Genomic DNA, 21,844 nt, shown 5'->3' on the forward strand with positions numbered 1-21,844 from the left:
GCTGCTGAGCGAGTGGCGCGGCGGCAATAAAGTGACAATAATTCCAACTCACTGTGCAAGGCTAAGGAGCGAGCAGATGTCTGTCGGCAATGATACGGAAACCTCGAACAAAACCGGCCTGGCGCCGTTGGCGTTGGGTGCATTGGGCGTGGTATTCGGCGATATCGGCACCAGCCCGTTGTACACCCTGAAAACCGTGCTGTTTCTCTCCGGCGATGCGCCGTCGGCGCCGGTGATCCTTGGCCTGCTGTCGCTGATTTTCTGGACGCTGGTGATCGTCACCTCGCTCAAATACGCCATGTTCGCCATGCGCATCGGCAACCGCGGCGAGGGCGGTATCATGGCGCTGATGTCGCTGCTGGTCAGCAGGCGGAAATCCCGGCCGCTGGTGCTGTTCGCCGGCCTGTTCGGCGCGGCGTTGATCTACGGCGACGGCGCCATCACGCCGGCCATCTCGGTGCTCTCCGCCCTCGAGGGGCTGAATATCGTGCTGCCGGCGTCGCAGCCCTACATTCTGCCGGCGGCGGTGGTGATTTTGCTCAGCCTGTTCGCCATTCAGCCGCTGGGCACCGCACGTATCGGCCGCGTGTTCGGGCCGATCATGGCGTTGTGGTTCCTGTCGATCGCCGCGCTGGGCGTGTGGGGCATCATCCAGCACCCGGCGGTGCTGCTGGCGCTGAACCCGATGTACGGCATTCATTTCCTGTTCTCGAATGGGCTGACCAGCTTCCTGGTGCTGGGCGGCGTGTTTCTGTGCGTCACCGGCGCCGAAGCGCTGTACGCCGACATGGGGCACTTCGGCAAACGGCCGATTTGGCTGGCCTGGTTCGGCATCGTTTTTCCCAGCCTGTTGCTCAACTACGCCGGCCAGGCCGCGCTGATTTTGGCCGGCGCCGACGTCACGCAGAACATCTTCTTCCGCCTGTGCCCGCCGGCGCTGCTGATCCCGCTGGTGATCCTGGCCACGCTGGCGACGATCATCGCCAGCCAGGCGATCATCAGCGGCGCGTTTTCGATGACCCGCCAGGCAATCCAGCTGGGTTGGCTGCCGCGGCTGCGGGTTAAACAAACCACCGAGGAAAGCTACGGGCAGATCTACATCGGCGCCATCAACTGGCTGCTGATGGTGGTGACGCTGTTCCTGACGGTGTTCTTCAAATCCTCGGACAATCTGGCCGCCGCCTACGGCATCGCCGTTTCGTTGACCATGATCATGACCACCGGCTTGCTGTTCGTGGCGATGCGCGAGGTGTGGCGCTGGGGGCTGGCCGCCAGCCTGTTGGTGGCGGGGTGTTTCTTCGTGGTCGATCTGAGCTTCCTGACGGCCAACCTGACCAAGGTGTTGCAAGGCGGTTACATCCCGCTGCTGCTGGCCGCCGCGGTCTATACCGTGATGCTGATCTGGCATCGCGGGGTGCTGGCGGCCGTGCGCACCCTCGGCGAGACGACGGTGCCGATCGCGGATTTCCTGGCGAAAATCCAGCGTGAATCCGTGCCGCGGGTGCCGGGCACCGCGGTCTTTCTCACCCGCAGCCTGCAGGGCACGCCGCCGGTAATGAAATGGCACGTCAAACGCAACGGCTCGCTGCACGCCAACGTGCTGGCGCTGACCATTGCCATCGTCAATGAACCGCGGGTATCGAATGCCGAACGCCTGGTGATGCGCGAACTGGTGCCGGGGTTTTGGTGCGGCGTGGCCAGCTACGGCTTTATGGAGCGGCCGAACATCCCGCAGTTGCTGCAGCACGTCGAAGCGCAAAAATGCGGCCTGAACTTCGACGAGGCGACTTACTATCTCGGCCATGAAACCGTGGTGCGCCGCGAGGCGAGCGACCGGATGCCGTCCTGGCAGCGCAACCTGTTCGCGCTGATGGTGCGCAACGGCATGCACGTCACGGATTATTATTACCTGCCCAGCGATCAGGTGGTGGAGATCAGCCGCCGGGTGCCGGTATAGGCCTGGCGGGCATAAGCTACAACCCGGGATTCTTTCCACGCCGGCCGCAGTCGGCGTAGAGTGCCGCTACGTTCGATAACCACAGGGGGTACCGATGCTGTTCGATTTAAACCTGCAGGCGGCCGAACTGCCTGAGGCCTGGCGTTCTACCGTGCTGGGCCGCGTCGGTGCGGCCAATATCAAAGTGCTGCGCATGGATGAGCGCAGCATAGCGGATGAAGTGCATGATTACAGCGAAGGGCTGCTGGTGATCCGCGGGCAGCTGCGGCTGCAGGTGGCGGGGGAAACGATTGTGGTGCAGGCCGGCCAGCTGTATCAGGCCGCGGCCGGCGTGCCGCACCGCGTGTTGCCGGGCAGCGAAGGCACGCTGGTGATTTTCGATCTGCCCGAAGATTAAGCGTCGCCCAGGGCGGTGAGCGCCACCTTGACCGCCGCCAACAGTCGCGCTTCAGTGACGCCGTCACGCGCCTGAATCGACAGGCCGTGCAGGAAGACGGCGAAAAAGTCCCCCAGGCTGTCGGCGTCGGTACCGGCCGGCAGTTCGCCGGCTTGCACCGCCTGCCGCAGCCGTTCGACGATCTGCTGGGTGCGCTGCAACCGATGCTCAGCCAGCCAGGTTTTGAGCCCGTCGTTCTCCGCACTGACGCTGGCGGCGGAGGAGACCACCATGCAACCCTGCGGCAGATCCGGCCGGCTGTAGAGCCGCACGGCATCTTCCAACATACGTTGGATCGCCGGGCGAATGCCGCTTTCCTGCGCGAAGGCGCGATCGGCGAAGCCGCCTTCCTCGGTTTCATAACTGGCGATCGCCTCTCGGAACAGCTGCTCTTTGGAGCCGAACGCCTTGTAGATGCGCGCGGAAGCAATGCCCAATTCCGCCACCAGATCCGACATCGAGGTGCCTTCGTAGCCCTGTCGCCAGAATAAGTTTCGCGCCTTCAAGAGCGCCTGTTCGCGGTCGAACTCGCGCGGTCTGCCAGCCATTCTCTGCTCCAATTTACCTGCCATTCAGCGACATAGGATCGCTTAAATCGGCGGGAATACCAATGTCTTTATAAATTTCGCTTGCGGTCATCGCGCTTTGCTCCTATTGTTTGTCAATCGACAACCAATGGGGGTTTACGATGAAAACCCTCAAAGGTCCAAGCCTGCATCTCGCGCAGTTCAGCGATGAGACAGCGCCGTTCAATAGCCTGCCCGCCATCGCCGAATGGGCGGCGCAGACCGGCTTTAGTGCGCTGCAGATCCCGGCCTGGGATCGGCGTTTATTCGACGTGGCCACCGCCGCGGAAAGCCAAACCTACTGCGATGATTTGACCGGCATGTTGGCGGAACAGGGGTTGGTGGTCAGCGAATTGACCAGCCATATCTTCGGCCAGCTGATGGCGGTACACCCGGCTTACGATGCGCTGTTTGACAGCTTCGTGCCGCCGGCGCTACAGGGCAATCCGCAGGCGCGTGGCGAGTGGGCGCGGCAGCAAATGCTGTTGGCGGTGAAGGCGTCGGCGCGGCTCGGGCTCAGCGAACTGGGCACCTTTTCCGGTTCGCTGGCTTGGCCCTATCTGTTTCCGTTCCCACAGCGTCCGGAAGGACTGATCGATACCGCGTTCGACGAACTCGCCAGGCGCTGGCTGCCGGTGCTTAACGCCTGCGACGAGCAGGGGATCAACCTGTGTTACGAAATTCACCCGAGCGAGGATCTGCACGACGGCGTGACGTTCGAAATGTTTCATGAGCGCGTCGGCCATCATCCGCGCTGCCGGGTGCTGTTCGATCCGAGCCATATGGTGCTGCAGCAGCTCAACTATCTGGAGTTTATCGATATCTATAAAGAGGTTATCGGCATGTTCCACGTCAAGGACGCCGAGTTCAATCCGACCGGTCGGCAGGGTATTTACGGCGGCTATCAATCCTGGATCGATCGCGCCGGCCGCTTCCGCTCGCTGGGCGACGGCCAGGTCGATTTCAACGGCATCTTTTCACGCCTGACGCAGTACGGTTATTCGGGCTGGGCGGCGCTGGAGTGGGAATGTTGCCTGAAAAACCCGCAGGACGGCGCACGCGAAGGCGCAGCCTTCATTCGCGATCGCATTATCCACGTCACCGACAAAGTGTTCGACGATTTCGCCGGCGCGCCGGTCAACCCACAGCAGATCAATGCCTTGCTCGGCATTCGCTGAGCCTAATCCTTCAGGGAGTTACCCCATGCAATACCGACAGAACGAGGTCACGTTGGCGGATCTCGCGGCGGAACACGTCTATCTCCAGGTCAACGGCCGGCGCCTTCACTGCGTGGTGGCCGGTGAAGGGCGGCCGGTGCTGCTGATCCCCGGCTGGCCGCAAACCTGGTTCACCTGGCGCCATGTGATGCAAGCGCTGGCGGCGGCCGGTTTTCAGGCGATCGCCGTCGATCCGCCGGGCATCGGCGATTCTGACAAGCCCGCTGGCGGCTACGACACCGGCAACGTCGGTGCGACGTTGCACGCGATGATGGCGCAGCTGGGCCATGAACGTTACCAACTGGTTGGCCACGACATCGGCATGTGGATCGGTTACGCCATGGCGAGCGATTTCCCGCAGGCGGTGGAACGCCTGGTGCTGACGGAGGCGGTGATCCCCGGGCTGGCGCCGCCGCCGCCGATTTTCGTCGCGCCGGAGGAGAACATCTTCCTGTGGCACTTCATGTTCAACCAACTGGCGGATTTGCCGGAGACCCTGACCCAGGGGCGTGAGCAGGAGTATCTTGGCTATATCTTCAATCGCTGGTCCTATCGGCGCGATCGGGTGGCGGCGCAGGTGTATATCACCGCCTATTCGGCGCCGGGCGGCCTGCGCACCGGATTCGACTATTACCGGGCGATCCCGGAGACTGTGCGGCAGAACCGGCTGCGCGCCGCCACGCCCCTGATGATGCCGGTGTTGACGGTAGGGGCGGAGCACGCCACCGGTGATGCGCCGCTGACGACGCTGCGGGGCAATGCGCACGATCTGCGGGGCGAAACGGTCGCCGGCTGCGGGCATTTCATTACCGAGGAGTGCCATGAGGAATTTATTGCCCTGATTACGCCGTTCCTGGCAGGAGAACCCCATGCCGCTCGATGAACGCATCGCCGCCTTTTTGACGGCGTCGGCCGATGCGCCGCCCCCCGCGTCGCTGGCGGAAATGCGCGCGGCCACGGAAACCGGTTTACGCCGGCTGCAGGGCGAGGCGGAACCGAGCGGCGGCGTCAGGGACTATACGGTGGTCGCCGCCGATGGACACAGGATTGCGCTGCGTACTTATTTACCGGCAGGGGAAAACCGCGCAAACGCGCAGCCGGCGATGCTGTTCGCCCACGGCGGCGGCTGGTGCCTCGGTTCGCTGGCGCTGTACGATCGGCCTTGTCAGGCGCTGGCCAACGCCACCGGCCGGGTGATCCTGTCGGTCGACTACCGCCTAGCGCCGGAATACCCGTTTCCGCAGCCGCTGGAAGATGTGTACCAGGCGCTCTGCTGGGTGGCGCAACAGGCGCCGCAGTTGGGGATCGACGCGCAGCGCCTGGCGGTGGGCGGCGACAGCGCCGGGGGCAACCTGGCGGCCGCCGTCGCGCTGCTGGCGCGGGATCGCGGCGGCCCGCACATCGAGCGCCAGCTGCTGCTGTACCCGGCGCTCAGCCGCGAGATGACGACGACGAGCTATCGCGAGTTTGCCGAGGGGCACTTTCTGACGCGCGACGCGATGGTATTTTGTTGGCAGCAGTATCTGGCCCAGCGGCGCGATCCCGGCGCCGAGCCGCTGCACGCTGCCACGCTGCGCGGGTTACCGCCGGCCACCATCCTGAGCTGCGAATATGATCCGCTGCGCGATGAGGCCGAGCAGTATGCGCAGCGACTGCGCGAGGCGGGTGTGCCGGTGCACTGTGAACGGTTGCCGGGCATGGTGCATGCCTGCATTCACATGCTGGGGCTGACCCCGGCGGCGCGGCGGCTGTTCGAACTGGCTCGCGAGTAAAAAAAAAGCCCCGCGCTGCGGGGCTTTTGGCTATTCATCCGACGCGCGATTAACGGCCGGCGACGGTGACGAAGCGGGTTTCCAGGTAGGACTCGATCGCTTCGCTGCCGCCTTCGGTGCCGTGACCGGAGTCTTTCACGCCGCCAAACGGCGTTTCCGGCAGGCCGAAACCGATGTGGTTGATGCTCAGCATGCCGCTCTCCACGTCGCGCCCCAGCGCATTGACGGTGGCGATGTTGCGGCTGTAAGCGTAGGCGGCCAGCCCGTACGGCAGGCGGTTGGCTTCGGCGATCGCCTCGTCATAGGTGGCGAACGGGCGCAGCAGGGCGACCGGGCCAAACGGCTCTTCCGACATGGCGCGCGCGCTCAGCGGCACGTCGCGCAGCACCGTCGGCTCGAAGAAGTTGCCTTTGCCTGCCACGCGCTTGCCGCCGGTGCTGGCTTTTGCCCCGTGGGCGACGGCATCCTGCACCAGCGCCTCGATATTGTCGACGCTGCGGCCCAGCACCATCGGCCCCATGGTCACGCCGTCTTCCAGCCCGTTGCCGAGCTTGAGCTCACGCACGGCGGCGGTGAATTTTTCCACGAAGGCTTCATAAACGCCTTGTTGGATCAGGAAGCGGGTCGGGGCGATACAGACCTGGCCGGCGTTGCGGAACTTGGACTGCGCCAGCTCTTTGGCCGCCGCGTCGAGATCGGCGTCGTCGAAGATCAACACCGGCGCGTGGCCGCCCAGCTCCATGGTGGCCTTTTTCATATGCTGGCCGGCCAGCGCCGCCAGATGCTTGCCCACGCGGGTGGAGCCGGTGAAGGAGATCTTGCGAATGGTCGGATGCGGGATCAGGTATTCCGAGATTTCCGCCGGGGTGCCGTACACCAGCGCGATCACCCCGGCCGGGATCCCGGCGTCGGCGAAGGCTTTGATCAGCTCAGCCGGCGAGGCCGGCGTTTCTTCCGGGCCTTTGACGATGATGGAACACCCCGCCGCCAGCGCGGCGGACAGCTTGCGCACGATCTGGTTGATCGGGAAGTTCCACGGCGTGAAGGCGGCCACCGGGCCGACCGGCAGCTTGAGGGTTTGCTGCTGCACGTCGCGGGCGCGGGACGGAATGATCTGCCCGTAGGTGCGGGTGGCTTCGCCGGCGAACCAGTCGATGACGTCGGCGGCGTTGAGAATTTCGACTTTGGCCTGCGCCACCGGTTTGCCCTGTTCCTGGGTCATGACGGCGGCGATGGCGTTAGCGCGTTCGCGCAGCAGCGCCGCCGCTTTGCGCATCAGGTTGGCGCGCTGGTGCGCGGCGGTGTCGCGCCAGACGTTAAATCCGCGCTCGGTGGCGGCCAGCGCCAGATCGAGATCCTCTGTGGCAGCGTGCGCCACTTGACCGATTATCTCGTCGGTGGCGGGGTTGGTGACCGGCAGGGTTTTCCCGGCCAGCGCGTTGCGCCATTGTCCATCGATATACAGTTGAGTATCCGGATACATTGTTGCCTCTTGTTTGCGGAGTGTCAGGGGCCGATGAGCTTCGCGATGCGGCGCTCCTGAAAGGGACAGGGACCTTAACCCTACGCCGAATGGCGGCGATCGTCCAGGCGAGGGGCACGAAAGCGCCAGGGCGGCTACTCAACCGGCGATGTTTTGGCTATGCTGAGCAGATTGTCAGCACGGACGAGGAGGTCGGGTGCAAGGGGTACCACAACAGTTTCCGTTCGAGAAGGATTGCGCGCAGTTCCGGCATTTGTCGCATCTGCCGGGCGTCGAACTTTATCAGGCGCATATCGAACGCTATGCCTTCGAGCCGCATACCCACGACGCCTTCGCTATCGGCACCGTAGACACCGGGGCGGAGCGTTTCCGCTATCGCGGCGCGCAGCATCTGGCGGCGCCGGGCGCGCTGGTGCTGATGAACCCCGATGAGCTGCATACCGGCGAAGCCGAAACGCCGGGCGGCTGGTGTTACCGCATGCTCTATCTGGCGCCCGAGGCGCTGGAGCAGCTGTCCGGCGATAGGAGCCAGTGGTTCACCGATGCGGTGCGCCACGATCCGCGGGCGGCGCAGCGCCTGTCCGCCATTCTCGCCACGCTGTGGCAAACCGACGATCCGCTCACGCTGGACGGCCTGCTGTTGGAGGCGGTCGAGCTGTTGCACCCGCACATTCGCACCGGGCAGCGGGAAAAAGCCGAGGCGGCGCACCGTTTCGAGGTGGTGAAAAGCTACCTGCACGACAACTTCGCCGAGGCGGTGACCCTCAATCAGCTGGCCGAGCTGGTGTCGCTCAGCCCGTACCATTTTCTGCGCAAGTTCAAGGCCGAATACCACGTTTCGCCGCAGCAGATGCTGATGGCGATCCGGCTGTCGCAGGCCAAACGCATGCTGGAGCGCGGCATGCCCGCCGCACAGGTGGCGGCGGCGGCGGGGCTGACCGATCAGGCACACCTGACGCGCGCCTTCGCCAATCGTTACGGCGTCACGCCAGTGCGTTTCCAGAAACAGGTGAAATTGGGCTAAAACAGCAACCTGCTACAATAATTCCTTCCCGCGTTTTCGCTACTCTGCCGCTGTCTTGTCGGGCGGGTTGGCCGCACCGGCCGTTTGTCGGAGTCGTTATGTTCATTGGCGTTGTGTTTGCCCTGGCCGCCGGGCTGATGTGGGGATTGATCTTCGTCGGCCCGCTGCTGGTGCCGGATTATCCCGCCGCGCTGCAGTCCACCGGGCGCTATCTGGCCTTCGGGCTGATCACCTTGCCGCTGGCGTGGTTCGATCGCCGCCGCCTGCGCAAGCTGCGGCGCCAGGATTGGCTGGAGGCGCTCAAGCTGACGGCCATCGGTAACCTGCTGTACTACCTGTGCCTGGCCAGCGCCATTCAGCGTACCGGCGCACCGGTATCGACCATGATCATCGGCACCTTGCCGGTGGTGATCGCCATCTGCGCCAATCTGTTTTACGGCCGCCACGACGGGCGGCTGGCCTGGGGCAAGCTGGCGCCGGCACTGCTGCTGATCGTCTGCGGGTTAGCGTGCGTGAACGTCGCCGAGCTGCGCGGCAACGCGCTGCCAATCGACGGCTGGCGCTATCTCAGCGGTCTGGGGCTGGCCGTGTTGGCGGTGGCGTGCTGGACCTGGTTCCCGCTGCGCAACTCGCGCTGGCTGCGGGAGAACCCGACGCAGCGGCCAGCTACCTGGGCCACGGCGCAAGGGCTGGTGACGCTGCCGCTGGCGCTGCTGGGCTATCTGGCGGTCTGCGGCCAATTGGCGCTGAGCGAACCGGCGTTCGCCTTGCCGTTCGGCCCGCGCCCTGAGGTGTTTATCCCGCTGATGCTGGTCATCGGCGTGTTCTGCTCCTGGCTGGGGGCGCTATGCTGGAACGAAGCCAGCCAGCGCCTGCCGACGGTATTGGTGGGGCCGCTCATCGTGTTCGAAATTCTGGCGGGGTTGGCCTATACCTTTCTGCTGCGCCAGGCCTGGCCGCCGCTGCTGACGCTGGCCGGCATCGTCTGCCTGATCGCCGGCGTGGTGTACGCCATGCGCATCAAGCCGCAGCCGGTGGTGGTGGTGGCGCTGGAGGACAAGCAGGGGTGACGCCCGCCGCGAAGGCGGGCGCGAGGGTTAACGTTTGCTGTGGTGAATGATCTCTTCGGCCACGTTGCGCGGCGCTTCGGCGTAGTGGCTGAATTCCATGGTGTAGGTGGCGCGTCCCTGCGACATCGAACGCAGGGTCGTCGAGTAGCCGAACATCTCGGACAGCGGCACCTTGGCACGAATTTCCTTGCCGCCGCCGCCCGGTATCTCTTCCATGCCCTGCACCAGGCCGCGGCGTGAGGAGAGGTCGCCCATCACGTTGCCGGCGTAATCTTCCGGTGTTTCCACCTCCACCGACATGATCGGCTCAAGGATCACCGGATCCGCCAGGCGGCAGCCTTCCTTGAAGCCGAAAATCGCCGCCATGCGGAACGCCTGTTCCGACGAGTCGACGTCATGGTAAGAACCGAAGGTCAGGTGCACCTTGACGTCCACCACCTGATAACCGGCCAGCACGCCGTTGTTCAGCGCCTCGAGCACGCCTTTTTTCACCGCCGGGATAAATTCGCCCGGAATGACGCCGCCCTTGATCTCATCGAAGAATTCGAAGCCTTTGCCGGGTTCGTTGGGTTCGACGGTCAGCACCACGTGGCCGTATTGCCCTTTACCGCCGGACTGGCGCACGAACTTGCCTTCCACGTCGGCCACCCGCTTGCGGATGGTTTCGCGGTACGACACCTGCGGCTTGCCGGTGGTGGTCTCCACCCCGAATTCGCGGCGCATGCGATCGACGATGATCTCCAGGTGCAGCTCGCCCATGCCGTAGATGATGGTTTGGCCGGATTCTTCATCGGTGCGCACGCGGAACGACGGATCTTCCGAAGAGAGGCGCTGCAGCGCGATGCCCATTTTCTCCTGGTCGCCCTTGGTCTTCGGCTCGATCGCCTGGGCGATCACCGGCTCGGGGAAGGTCATGCGTTCCAGCGTGATGATGGCGCCGGGGTCGCACAGCGTATCGCCCGTGGTGACGTCCTTCAGGCCGACGCAGGCGGCGATGTCGCCGGCGTGCAGCTCGTCGATGTCCTTACGATCGTTGGCGTGCATCTGCACGATGCGGCCGATGCGCTCCTTTTTGCCCTTGATCGGATTGTAAACGCTGCTGCCTTTGGCCAGCACCCCGGAGTAGACGCGCACGAAGGTCAGCTGGCCGACGAACGGGTCGGTCATCAGCTTGAACGCCAGCGCCGAGAATTTTTCGTTGTCGTCGGCTTTGCGGGTGATGATTTCATCGTGTTCGCCGTGGCCCTCCATCGGCGGCACGTCGAGCGGCGAGGGCATCAGCTCGATCACCGCATCGAGCATGCGCTGCACCCCTTTGTTGCGGAACGCCGATCCGCACAGCATCGGCTGGATTTCGCCGGCGACGGTGCGCACCCGCAGCCCGTGGACGATCTCCTCTTCGCTCAGCGGTACCTGGTTGAGGTATTTCTCCATCAGCTCTTCCGAGGCTTCGGCGGCGGCCTCAATCATGTTTTCGCGCCACTCCTGCGCCGAATCGCGCAGCTCGGCCGGGATCTCTTCGAAGCTGAAGTTCATGCCCTGCGAGGCTTCGTCCCACAGGATGGCCTTCATCCGCACCAGATCCACCACGCCGCTGAAGTGGTCTTCGGCGCCGATCGGAATGACGATCGGCACCGGGTTGGCTTTCAGGCGCTCGATCATCATTTTGCGCACGCGGAAAAAGTCCGCGCCGATGCGGTCCATCTTGTTGACGAACGCCAGCCGCGGCACCTTGTATTTGTTGGCCTGGCGCCAAACGGTTTCCGACTGCGGCTGCACGCCGCCCACCGAGTCATAGACCATCACGGCGCCGTCCAGCACGCGCATCGAGCGCTCCACTTCAATGGTGAAATCGACGTGCCCGGGGGTGTCGATGATATTGATGCGGTGCTGCGGATAATTATGCTGCATGCCGTTCCAAAAGCAGGTGGTGGCCGCCGAGGTGATGGTGATGCCGCGCTCCTGTTCCTGCGCCATCCAGTCCATGGTCGCCGCGCCGTCATGCACTCACCCAGCTTGTGGCTGACCCCGGTGTAAAACAGAATCCGCTCGGTGGTGGTGGTCTTGCCGGCATCGATATGCGCGGAGATGCCGATGTTGCGGTAACGTTCGATAGGGGTGGTGCGAGCCATAATCAACCTTTCTTAGCCGCGTGAAGGAGAGCGGCTTAAACAGCATGGATAATGGTGATAATCCTCATAGGGTTATCTGCCGGATCGCAGAGCCTCGCTCTGGTCACAAACTAATCGTAGTTGAAGGCGTTGGTTTTTATAAGCGATGGCTGTGATAGATGAAAGTTTGCGCGCAGGGGGAGAAAAGGGCGAAAAAAAAGGCCCGTAACGGGCCTGTTGTCGAGCGGCGCATTCGCCGCTTATTTGCGTCCCAGCAAGAAGCCGAAAACGATGCCGACCGCCGCCGCAACGGCCACGCCGGCCAGCGGGTTGGCTTCCACCTGGGTTCTTACGCTGTCCGCTGCGTCTCGGGCGGCATAGCTGGCCTGGGAGGCGTATTTGCGCGCCGCGCCGCGCACCTGATGCTCCGGCGAATCCACGGCTTTGCCGAACGCTTCTTCTACCGCGCCTGCGGCTTCATTGGCTTTGTCTTCCGCTTTACCAAACATGCTGCTCTCCTGATCCTTATGGGTTAACGAATCCTAAGCCTAGCAGGTAGACGCCGTTTTTTGCAGCATTCTGTGCGTTATAAGAGCAATCCGAGCAGAGAAAAATCTTGCCGGGCGCGCGGTGACGGCTTCACCCGCGCGGCTTTTTGTGTTCTATTGGCTAGCTGTTTAACCGGGTATCGTTAACCTTTGACCGATTCGTTGAGTTGAAAGGACTCCCCATGTCAGTACTGCGTATTCTGGCGCTGCTCGCCGCGACCGCCGCCGCGTTGCCCGCTCAGGCCAAGCCTGTGCTCCACGGCGCGGCGGCCGAGAACGGCATTCGTTGGCAATCATGTCTCAACAGCGGTTTTCAGCGCTGGTTCGATGAGCCGCCACCGCCGGGGCTGCGCTGCGGTTACCTTGAGGTGCCGTTAGCCTACGCCACGCCGCCCGCTCATGCGGCGCAGGCGGGCGAACAGACCGTGCGTTTGGCGCTGACCCTGCTGCCCGCCACCGGGCCGAAAAAGGGCAGCGTGGTGATGATCAGCGGCGGGCCGGGCCTGCCGGGCATCAATCCTTATTTGGGCAATGATGGTCACGTCGCCAGGCTGCGTAAATCCTACGATATCATCGGTTACGATCCGCGCGGCGTCGGCCAATCGACGCCGAAAATCTCCTGTCAGGTGGCCGAAGGCGACGAAACCCCGTCACCGGACGACAATGACGTGGCCGGTGCGGAGAACCAGACGCGCACCCTGATTGCCGCCTGCATCAAACAGACCGGCGCGGACGTGCTGCAACATATCGGCACCGACGAAGCGGTCAACGATCTGAACGCGATCCGCCACGCGCTGGGCGAACCGGGGCTGACGGCGGTGGCGTACTCTTACGGCACCAAGGTGGCGGCGCTGTATGCCGAACGTTTTCCGAAGAAAACGCGCGCGCTGGTGCTCGACGGGGTGGTGGATCTGGCGGAAGACGATTTCACCCAGCGGCTGAACCAGGAGCGGGGCTTCCAGCAAAGCTTCCTGCGCTTCGCCGCCTACTGCGGCAAAACCGACAGCTGCCAGCTGGGCGGCGGCGCCAATCAGGCGCTGCAGCGTTATCATGCCTTGCTGCGCAAGCTGCATGAGCAGCCGTTCGTCACCGCGGCGGGGTATGAAATCTCCGCCGACGACGTGCTGACGGTCACGCGTTCGCTGCTGCTGTGGCCGGAGCGCTGGCACGAGCTGGCGACCGTGCTGCGCCAGCTCGATGCCGGGATCGCCGGGCAGCAGGTTTCCGATCTGATCGACGAAAGCTATTCGCCGGATGCCGATGACGCGCTGAACGTCATCACCTGCGCCGACGTCGCCAACCCGACGGCCGATCCGCAGCTGTTGCGCCGGCAGCGGCAGGAGATCAATACCGCCGCTATGTATGCCCACTATCTGCCGCTGCACGAATACCCGCTGGAAATGTGCGATCTGTGGCCGTACCGCGGCAAAGATCGGCCGCACACGCCGGTGGAATCTGCCGCGTTGCCGCCGCTGCTGTTCGTCGCGCAGCGCTACGATCCGACCACGCCGTACCGCAACGCGCAGGTGATGGCCGCCGCCTTTAAAAGCCCGCTGATCACCCGCGAACGCGACGGGCATACGCTGGTGCTGAACGGCATCGACAGCTGCGTTGACGAAAGCGTGGTGGATTATCTGCTGGCGCCGAAAAAGCCGCGCCACGACAAGACTTGCCGTTGAGGAGGCCGGGCGGAAGCCCGGCCTGACAGCCAAGTCGCCTGCGTTTTAGAATTTCACCTCTTCCGCCAATGCCAGCGTCACGAATGGCCCCGACAGGGTCTGGTTATGGTGACGGATAATGGCTTCGGCACCGAGTTCCGCCGTGTCTGAACAGCTATGGGCGTCGGCGGCCAACACCATGTCAAATCCCAACTCTGCACCGCGCCGACACGCGGTGTCTACGCAGTATTGCGTTTTCATTCCCGAAATCACCAACCGACCGATGCCGGCTTGCTTAAGCCGCTCAGCCAGGCCAGTCTGGTAAAAACAGCTGGGATGGGTTTTATCGATGAACCAGTCGGTTTCCGCATCGGTGTCGAGATCGGGGTGAACTTGCCACCGCGGACTGTTTGCGGCGATAGGCGAACCTGTCGGGCCGGTGTGGCGAATAAACACTACGAGCGCATTCGCCACGCGTGCGGCGCGAATCAACGCATTGGTCTTCGCCAGAAGGGTTTCGGCGGCGAACGGCGTATCGTCCGGCGAGGCGAACAGGCCGACTTGCATGTCGATAATCAGCAGGGCGCTGCGCGGTGCGGGGATAGTTGGCATAGGTCTTCTCCGTAATGAAATTGCCGGCGGGCACGGAGAAATAAAAAACCCCGGCCATGGCTGGCGGGGCTTGGATACGTCGTTAGCTGATGCGCACCCGTGCAGCCCGCCATTGCGTGGCGGTTGCGGTGGTGGTGAGGACGTGCGCGAAGCGTTTCATAGCGTTGATAATGCGCGGTGGTGAGGGGGACGTCAAGAGGCTCCCCCGAAATGTCAACCGGCGAAAATATGCGCCTGGCCCATCACGTTGAGAGTGACCTGAGAACCGGGCTGCAGGCCTTCGCGGCTGACGGTTTTGATCTCGATTTGCGCGCCGCCGGCGGCCATTTGCAGGTTGAGCGTAGAGACGAAGCCGGCGAAATCGATGCCGGTGATCACCGCCTGGCCGTGCTGCGCCGGATCTGACAAACCGATTTGAATCTGCTCCGGGCGCAGCATGATGCGCGCCGGGCCGCTGCGTTGCCGATCGTCGACGGCGATGCGCCCCAATGCGCAGTCGGCCCAGCCGTGCGCCAGTTCGGCGGTCAACACCAGCGTTTCGCCAAGGAAGCTGGCGGTCGGCTCATCGACCGGCCGCAGATAGAGATCTTGCGGTGCGCCCACCTGCGCCAGCCGGCCGTTGCGCATCACCGCTACCTGATCGGCGAACGACAGCGCTTCGCTCTGATCGTGAGTGACCAGAATCGACGCCACCTTGGCCTCCGTCAGCAGTTCGGCGACCGCTTTGCGGGTGGCGGCGCGCAGGCCGGTATCCAGCGCCGAGAACGGTTCGTCCAGCAGCATCAGCCGGGGTTGCTGCGACAGGGCACGCGCCAGCGCGACCCGTTGCTGCTGCCCGCCGGACAACTCGTGCGGCCACAGCGCGGCCAGACGGCGATCCAACGCCACCATCTCCATCAGCGCCTCGATGCGCCGCTGTTTCTCACGCTTGCTGCCTTTAAGGCCAAAACCGATGTTGCCGGCGACGGTGAAGTGCGGGAACAGCGCGCCATCCTGCGGGACGAAGCCGATGCCGCGCAGATGCGCCGGCACCCAGCCGCCGCCGTTGCCCATGGCTTGCCCCTGCAGCAGGATCTGGCCGCCGTCGGGAATTTCAAAGCCGGCGATGATGCGCAGCAGGGTGGTTTTGCCGGAGCCGGAAGGGCCGACGATCGCCGTGCGGCTGCCGGCGGCAACCTGCAGATCGATGTGTTCCAGCACCCTGATGGCGTTATAAGATTTTTCGATACCGTGCAGTTCGAGCGTGCTCATAGTCCCGCCGTGCGTTTAGATTGAGAATAAAGAAGCCAGGTGAGCGGCAATGACAGCGCCACCATAATCAGCGCATAAGGCGCGGCGGCGACGTAGTCTATCTCGCTGGTCAGCGCCCAAAATCCGGTGGCCAGCGTGCGGGTGCCGTTCGGCGCCAGCAACAGCGTGGCGGTCAGTTCATTGGCGATCGCCAGGAACACCAGCGCCGCGCCCGCCGCGGCACCCGGCGCCGCCAACCGCAGCGTAGTGCTCCACAGCGCCTGCGCCGGCGATTTGCCGAGGCTACGCGCCACGTTTTCCAATTCCACCGGCGCCTGTGCGATGCCGGCGCGCAGGTTGATCAGCGCCCGCGGCATAAACATCAGCAAATACGCCAGCAACAGGGAGATTTCGGTTTGGTAAATCGGCCGGAAGCTGTGAATGGTGATGGTCACCAGGGCCAGCGCCACCACGATGCCGGGCAGCGAGCTGGTCACGTAGTTACAGCCTTCCAGCACGCGGTACAGCCGGGCCGGATAGCGTACCGACAGCCAGGCCATCGGAATGGCGCACAGCGTGATCAGCAACGCGCCGACGGCGGACAGCGACAGCGTTTGCCACAGCGCAGGCCACAGCTCGGCGTTGCGCCACACCTCGAATCCCCCCAGCCACAGCCAGCGGGCCAGGGTAATGAAAGGCACGCCCAGCGCCAGCGCGGTCAGCGAAATCGGCAGCAGCAGCGCCAGCGCGGCGAGCGGCAGCGAAAGGCGACGCGGCGTTTGGCTGCGGGCGCTGCCGGAACCGACGCGGGCATAGCGCGCGCGGCCGCGGCTGAGAGCCTCAAGCAGCAGTAACCCGAGGCAGCACAATACCAATACGCCGGCCAGCATGTTGGCCGCCGGGCCGTTGAAGGTCGATTGGAACTGATCGAAGATCGCGGTGGTGAAGGTATCGAAGCGGATCATGGCATACAGGCCATACTCCGCCAGCAGGTGCAATGCGATCAGCAGGGAACCGCCCCAGACCGCCAGCTTCAGCTGCGGCAGCACCACGCGGAAAAAGACCGCCAGCGGCCGGGAACCGAGCGAGGTGGCGACGTCTTCGATACCGGGATCCAGACGGCGCAGCACGGCGGCGGCCGGTAGGTAAATGAACGGGAAATAGGCGAGCACCGAGATGAAGACCCCGGCGCCCAGGCCGTGCATCGACGGCACCAGGCTGATCCAGGCATAGCTTTGCACAAAGGCCGGCACCGCCAGCGGCGCGGTGGCCAGTACCGCCCAGAGACGGCGGCCCGGCAGCGTGGTGCGCTCGGTCAACCAGGCCAGGGCTACGCCCAGCACGGCGCAGATCGGCAGCGTCAGCACCACCAACAGCAGGGTGTTCAACAGCAGTTCCGCCACGCGCGGGCGGAAAACCAGAGCGTTGACCGTTTGCCAGCCGGTTTCAAACGCCACGCCGATAACGAATCCCAGCGGCAACAGCGCCAGCAGCGACAGCAGCACGGCGCTGGCCACTACGATCGCCCCCGGCCGCTGATGACGGGGGACAACAGAATAACGCCGCGCGGTCTGCGCGGCGTGGGTACTCAGGTTTGACATAACGATCAAAAACTCTCGGTTTGCCGGCGGGCCTTACAGCAGGCCGGCTTCGGTCATCAGTTCGACCACTTTTTTACTGTTCAGCTGCGCGGCGTCTACTTTCGGTGCGTCCAGATCTTTCAGCGGCACCAGTTTCGGGTTGGAGGCCGCGCCGACGCCGACGGCGTATTCGAAGGCGTTGTTGGTGCGCAGGATCTCCTGGCCCTGTTTGCCGGTGATCCACTTGATGAACGCCTGCGCCTGCTGCGGATGCTTGCTGGAAGCCAGCACGCCGCCGCCGGAGATGCTGACGAACGCGCCCGGATCCTGATGTTTGAAGTAGTACAGCTTGATGTTGTTGCTGTTTTCGCCGGTTTTAGCGCCATCCACGAACGGGTAGTAGTGATAGATCACGCCGCTGTCGACCTGGCCGGCATTGACCGCTTTCATTACCGTGCTGTTGCCCTTATAGGCGGTGAAGTTGGTTTTCATCGCTTTCAGCCATTCCAGCGTCGCTTTCTCGCCTTTCAACGCCAGCAGCGCGCTGACGATCGCCTGGAAATCGGCGCCCGACGGCGAGGCGGCCCAGCGGCCTTTCCATTCCGGCTTGGCCAAGTCCAGCAGCGACTTCGGCAGTTGCGCTTCGGTCAGCTTGGCCGGGTTGTAGACGAACACGGTAGAGCGGGCGGCGATGCCGGTCCAGCGGCCGTGGCTTGGGCGATACTGCGGTTCCACCTGGGCCAGCGTCGCGGCGTCCAGCGGGGCGAACAGCTTGGCGTTATCCACCAACACCATCGCCGGGGAGTTTTCCGTCAGGAATACGTCGGCAGGCGAGGCGCTGCCTTCCTGCACCAGCTGATTGCCCAGCTCGCTGTCGCCGCCATTGCGCAGCGTGACCTTGATGCCGGTGTCTTTGGTAAACCCGTCGACCCAGGATTTGACCAGGTTTTCATGTTGGGCGTTGTAAATGACGATGCCCTGATCGGCCGAGGCCGCCTGAGCGCCGAAGGCCAGCATCATCGAGGAGGCGAGCAGGGCGACGGGGCCGAGAGATGAAATACGCAGCTTCATGCAGTTATCCTTTTAGCGTTCGAATGAGGAAAACGAATATCGCCTGGCAAGCGCAAGCAGGCCGATTTTAGCCAAGAACATCAATAATGATAGTGAAAACGATTCGTATTAAATTATTTTTGACGATCGCTCACAAAATGAATTGCCCTAAGGATAAGTTAAGTTTCGGCTGGAATAATCTGTTTTGATTGTCTGAATTTATTTCACCGCCGGTTCGCGACGTTCCTGTTCGGCGATGCCGGCCGCCACGTCCTCCCGCTTGTTTTCGTCAGTATTCGCCACTATTCCGTTGATAATGAAAGAAATTCAACACCGCTTTTGGTTATGACTCATAGCGATTAATGATTTAATTTATTCCACTGCCACATTGCATATTGAACGCGATAAAACACTAATCAGGGATATCGACGTGAAATATTCATTTAATGGCAAGAAATTGGCTGGTTTAATCCTCCTGGCTTTTAACGCGACGGCAGCTCAGGCTGCCGACGTACCGGCGGGCGCTAAACTGGCGCCGGTACAGGAATTGGTGCGCGCCAACGGCTATGAACCGGCGACGCTGGATCCGAACCTGGCCGAGAGCAATGTGGAGTTCTATATATTCAACGATTTGTTCGAAGGTTTGCTGCGCGTCGGGAAAGACGGCGAAGCGATCCCGGCGCTGGCGCAGAAATGGGAGCATCAGGGCAACGTCTGGACCTTCCATCTGCGGCCGCAGGCCAAATGGTCGAACGGCGATCCGGTGACCGCCGACGATTTCGTCTACAGCTGGCGGCGCCTCACCGATCCGAAAACCGCGTCGCCTTACGGCAGCTATCTGGCTTCGGCCTACGTGCTGAATGCGGCGGCGATCAACGCCGGCAGCAAACCGCCGAGCGAGCTGGGCGTCAAGGCGCTGGACGCGCATACCCTGCAGGTGACGCTGTCGGAGCCCAACTCCTACCTGCTCAAGCAGCTGGTACATTTTCCGGTCTTGCCGGTTAACCGCAAGGTGGTGGAACAGTACGGCAAGAACTGGACTCAACCGGCGCATTTTGTCGGCAACGGCGCATTCCGTCTTACCCAGTGGGTGGTGAACGAAAAGGTGGTGGTGGAACGTAACCCGCAGTATTGGGACAACGCCAACACCGTGCTCAACAAGGTGACGTTCTTGCCGATACAGGGCTTCCCGGAAGTGGCGCGTTTTCGCGCCGGCGAGGTTGAGTTGGGGTATACCACGCCGCCGGAGTTGTATCAGCAGCTGAAAAAAACGCTCGGCGAGCAACAGCTGGTGACCTATCCGCTGCTCTCCACCAGTTATTTTGCCTTCAATAACCGCCAGGCGCCGTTTAACGACCTGCGGGTGCGCCAGGCGCTGAATCTGGCGCTGGACAAAGAGATTATCGCCGGCAAGGTGCTGGGATACGGCCAACAGCCGGCCTGGACCTTTACCCCAACGGGGGCGGGCGGCTATAGCCTGCAGCCCGGCGCGGCGGCCGGCTGGACGCCGGAACAACGGCACGCCCAGGCGAAGCAACTGCTGGCGCAGGCCGGTTTCAACGCCGAGAACCCGCTGCGGTTTACCGTGCTGTACAGCAATGACGCCACCATCAAGAAGATCGTCATCGCCGCCGCCGCCATGTGGAAAAAGAACCTAGGGGTAGAGGCCAGCTTGCAAAGCCAGGAGCGTAAAGTGACGCTGGATAATATCAACCGCGGGCAGTACGGCGTGGCCTTTACCCGCTGGCTGGCGGATTACAACGATCCATCCACCTTCCTGAACGTGTTCCGTTCCGACAGCAGGGAGAACAGCCCCAAATACCATAACCCGGACTATGACCGCATTCTGCATCAGGCGACGGCGGCGCAGACGCCGCAGCAGGTGCAGCAATATTTCCAGCAGGCCGAGGCGGTGCTGGCCGCCGATACGCCGGTGGCACCGGTGTACTACGAAGCCAATGCCACGCTCATTAAACCCTACGTGAAGGGGATCGATTTTACCCCTCAAGGTGCCTTGTACGATAAAAACGTCTATCTTCTCGAGCACTGAGAAATAAAAAACGGCTGATTTATATCAGCCGTTTTTATAGATTCGTGTTTAATAACATTATCCTAAATACTCCATAAACGACGGGCAATCTTTTCTTCCCGCTGAAGAAAACACCGCCTATACTGCGCCGGTAGTTTATATGCAGTATCTCGTTTGGCGAGGCTCCTATACAAACACAGGTTACTGATCTGACGACATCGAGAGATGCCCAAGGTTAAGACAGGCTTTATCGGATTAAGGTTCAGCCCAAAGTAACTTCCGAATAACAGTTCGGATACGTTGTATAGTGCTAAAACCTGGACGCGGAGATAGGCAGTCTGCACTCCCTCTGTGGTTACGCCCCTATGCGATTCGCTGTTGAAGTTCAAAACAGAAATAGGGACTGACAATGATCAAGTCACATCAACATTATTCTTCTCCGGCGCTGAGCGCGACTGAAACTCTCGACGAGACCTCGGTCGCCGGCTATATGAACGCCGATTTTATTACTGTTCCCGCGACGATGACGGTCAATCATGCCCGGGAATATTTACTTTCACAGCTAAAAACGGACGAAATTCCCACCCGGGTATTTATTACCGCGGACGATTATCATCTGCGCGGCACGCTGTCGGTGAAAAAACTGCTGCAGTGCGACGAGCAGGATAAAGCGGTCGGCGTGATGATGGACCACAGCTATTTTCAGGTTTCGCCCGACGACGATCGCAACGACGTGGCGCATCTGCTCGGCAAGGGCGGCCTGGACGTGGTGCCGGTCGTGGCGAACAACACGCTGGTCGGCGTGCTGGGGGAGCGAGAGATCGCCCGCCTGGTCGAGGATGAAAACACCGAAGACGCGCAGCGCCAGGGCGCGAGCCTGCCGCTGGACAAGCCTTACCTGGAGACCAGCCCGTGGGCGCTGTGGCGTAAACGATCGGTGTGGCTGCTGATGCTGTTCGTCGCCGAAGCTTACACCGGCAACGTGCTGAAGGCGTTTGAAGATCAGCTCGAAGCGGCGATCGCGTTGGCGTTCTTCATCCCGCTGCTGATCGGCACCGGCGGCAACAGCGGCACCCAGATCACCTCGACGCTGGTGCGCGCCATGGCGCTGGGTGAGGTCAGCCTGCGCAACCTGGGCGCGGTGATCCGCAAGGAAGTGACGACCTCGCTGCTGATCGCCGTCACCATTGGCCTGGCGGCCTGGGTACGCGCCTGGATCATGGGCGTCGGCATGGAGGTGACGTTGGTGGTCAGCCTGTCGCTGGTGGCGATCACCGTGTGGAGCGCGATTGTCTCGTCGATCATTCCGATGCTGTTGAAACGTCTCGGCATCGATCCGGCGGTGGTATCGGCGCCGTTTATCGCTACCTTTATCGACGGCACCGGCCTGATTATTTATTTCAAAATTGCCCAGCAGGTATTGGGTATTTAACCGCGCTCCGCCCGATGTTGCGGGCGGAGATGTAAAGCCTTAATGAGGAGGACGTTAAAAAACATGGAT

17 protein-coding genes, 1 pseudogene and 1 riboswitch are annotated in these 21,844 nt (G+C 62.5%); of the genes and pseudogenes, 10 read left to right on the forward strand and 8 right to left on the reverse strand.

Going from position 1 to position 21,844, the window contains the following annotated elements; all coding sequences use genetic code 11:
• Window positions 1-76: 76 nt before the first annotated feature.
• On the forward strand, window positions 77-1,957 hold the full coding sequence (locus ACUXAC_RS06775; protein ID WP_169318449.1) for a potassium transporter Kup: 1,881 nt from the start codon (window positions 77-79) through the stop codon (window positions 1,955-1,957).
• Between the two features lie 94 nt (window positions 1,958-2,051).
• Window positions 2,052-2,354 carry a cupin domain-containing protein gene (locus tag ACUXAC_RS06780; RefSeq protein WP_047730662.1) on the forward strand — a complete coding sequence of 101 codons (303 nt, stop codon included), beginning with the start codon at window positions 2,052-2,054 and terminating at the stop codon, window positions 2,352-2,354.
• Here ACUXAC_RS06780 and ACUXAC_RS06785 read toward each other — a convergent pair.
• The gene (locus ACUXAC_RS06785) at window positions 2,351-2,941 is read right to left on the reverse strand and encodes a TetR/AcrR family transcriptional regulator (RefSeq protein WP_060439882.1); all 591 of its coding nucleotides are present in this window, start codon (window positions 2,939-2,941) and stop codon (window positions 2,351-2,353) included. The two genes, ACUXAC_RS06780 and ACUXAC_RS06785, sit on opposite strands and share 4 nt — an antisense overlap.
• Window positions 2,942-3,081: 140 nt before the next feature.
• Between ACUXAC_RS06785 and ACUXAC_RS06790 the strand changes: the two genes are divergently transcribed.
• The 3 genes from ACUXAC_RS06790 to ACUXAC_RS06800 are packed head-to-tail and all read left to right on the forward strand — an operon-like array spanning window position 3,082 to window position 5,948.
• On the forward strand, window positions 3,082-4,137 hold the full coding sequence (locus ACUXAC_RS06790) for a sugar phosphate isomerase/epimerase family protein (protein ID WP_387441193.1): 1,056 nt from the start codon (window positions 3,082-3,084) through the stop codon (window positions 4,135-4,137).
• 25 nt (window positions 4,138-4,162) lie between these two features.
• The gene (locus ACUXAC_RS06795) at window positions 4,163-5,059 is read left to right on the forward strand and encodes an alpha/beta fold hydrolase (RefSeq protein WP_387441191.1); all 897 of its coding nucleotides are present in this window, start codon (window positions 4,163-4,165) and stop codon (window positions 5,057-5,059) included.
• On the forward strand, window positions 5,046-5,948 hold the full coding sequence (locus ACUXAC_RS06800) for an alpha/beta hydrolase (RefSeq protein ID WP_159318058.1): 903 nt from the start codon (window positions 5,046-5,048) through the stop codon (window positions 5,946-5,948). Before ACUXAC_RS06795 ends, ACUXAC_RS06800 begins: the two co-directional genes overlap by 14 nt.
• A gap of 49 nt (window positions 5,949-5,997) precedes the next feature.
• Here ACUXAC_RS06800 and ACUXAC_RS06805 read toward each other — a convergent pair whose 3' ends face one another.
• Window positions 5,998-7,431 (reverse strand): NAD-dependent succinate-semialdehyde dehydrogenase, encoded by a 1,434-nt coding sequence (locus tag ACUXAC_RS06805; protein WP_060439886.1) that lies wholly within the window; start codon window positions 7,429-7,431, stop codon window positions 5,998-6,000.
• Between the two features lie 196 nt (window positions 7,432-7,627).
• On the opposite strand from ACUXAC_RS06805, the gene ACUXAC_RS06810 reads away from it, so the two are divergent.
• Window positions 7,628-8,455, forward strand: coding sequence for an AraC family transcriptional regulator (locus tag ACUXAC_RS06810; protein ID WP_060387784.1), 828 nt, complete (start codon window positions 7,628-7,630; stop codon window positions 8,453-8,455).
• Between the two features lie 98 nt (window positions 8,456-8,553).
• Window positions 8,554-9,525: a DMT family transporter gene (locus ACUXAC_RS06815; protein WP_187322439.1), complete on the forward strand. Its 972-nt coding sequence runs from the start codon at window positions 8,554-8,556 to the stop codon at window positions 9,523-9,525.
• 27 nt (window positions 9,526-9,552) lie between these two features.
• On the opposite strand, the pseudogene fusA reads toward ACUXAC_RS06815, so the two are convergent.
• A pseudogene (fusA, locus tag ACUXAC_RS06820) lies at window positions 9,553-11,657 on the reverse strand (elongation factor G).
• Between the two features lie 239 nt (window positions 11,658-11,896).
• A complete protein-coding gene (locus tag ACUXAC_RS06825) occupies window positions 11,897-12,145 on the reverse strand; it encodes a glycine zipper domain-containing protein (protein ID WP_004938127.1) in 249 nt (82 codons plus the stop codon).
• A 221-nt stretch (window positions 12,146-12,366) separates the two neighbouring features.
• Here ACUXAC_RS06825 and ACUXAC_RS06830 point away from each other — a divergent pair, with 221 nt between their 5' ends.
• Window positions 12,367-13,863, forward strand: a complete 1,497-nt coding sequence (locus ACUXAC_RS06830) for an alpha/beta hydrolase (protein ID WP_421115017.1) — start codon at window positions 12,367-12,369, stop codon at window positions 13,861-13,863.
• A 45-nt stretch (window positions 13,864-13,908) separates the two neighbouring features.
• Here ACUXAC_RS06830 and ACUXAC_RS06835 read toward each other — a convergent pair whose 3' ends face one another.
• The 4 genes from ACUXAC_RS06835 to ACUXAC_RS06850 all read right to left on the reverse strand — a co-directional run bounded on the left by ACUXAC_RS06835 (window position 13,909) and on the right by ACUXAC_RS06850 (window position 18,335).
• On the reverse strand, window positions 13,909-14,454 hold the full coding sequence (locus ACUXAC_RS06835) for a cysteine hydrolase family protein (RefSeq protein ID WP_454266569.1): 546 nt from the start codon (window positions 14,452-14,454) through the stop codon (window positions 13,909-13,911).
• A gap of 213 nt (window positions 14,455-14,667) precedes the next feature.
• The gene (locus ACUXAC_RS06840; RefSeq protein ID WP_060418771.1) at window positions 14,668-15,705 is read right to left on the reverse strand and encodes an ABC transporter ATP-binding protein; all 1,038 of its coding nucleotides are present in this window, start codon (window positions 15,703-15,705) and stop codon (window positions 14,668-14,670) included.
• Window positions 15,702-17,285, reverse strand: a complete 1,584-nt coding sequence (locus tag ACUXAC_RS06845; RefSeq protein WP_421115018.1) for an ABC transporter permease — start codon at window positions 17,283-17,285, stop codon at window positions 15,702-15,704. The genes ACUXAC_RS06840 and ACUXAC_RS06845 overlap by 4 nt, the downstream gene beginning before the upstream one ends.
• 33 nt (window positions 17,286-17,318) lie before the next feature.
• Window positions 17,319-18,335, reverse strand: coding sequence for an iron ABC transporter substrate-binding protein (locus ACUXAC_RS06850; protein WP_159318054.1), 1,017 nt, complete (start codon window positions 18,333-18,335; stop codon window positions 17,319-17,321).
• 409 nt (window positions 18,336-18,744) lie between these two features.
• Between ACUXAC_RS06850 and ACUXAC_RS06855 the strand changes: the two genes are divergently transcribed.
• The gene (locus ACUXAC_RS06855; protein WP_421115019.1) at window positions 18,745-20,364 is read left to right on the forward strand and encodes an ABC transporter substrate-binding protein; all 1,620 of its coding nucleotides are present in this window, start codon (window positions 18,745-18,747) and stop codon (window positions 20,362-20,364) included.
• 141 nt (window positions 20,365-20,505) lie between these two features.
• Window positions 20,506-20,679, forward strand: a riboswitch (M-box (ykoK) riboswitch).
• A 73-nt stretch (window positions 20,680-20,752) separates the two neighbouring features.
• Window positions 20,753-21,775, forward strand: coding sequence for a magnesium transporter (locus tag ACUXAC_RS06860; protein ID WP_049199101.1), 1,023 nt, complete (start codon window positions 20,753-20,755; stop codon window positions 21,773-21,775).
• The last annotated feature ends 69 nt before the right edge of the window (window positions 21,776-21,844 follow it).

The organism is Serratia sp. 121840015-1 (assembly GCF_053627655.1).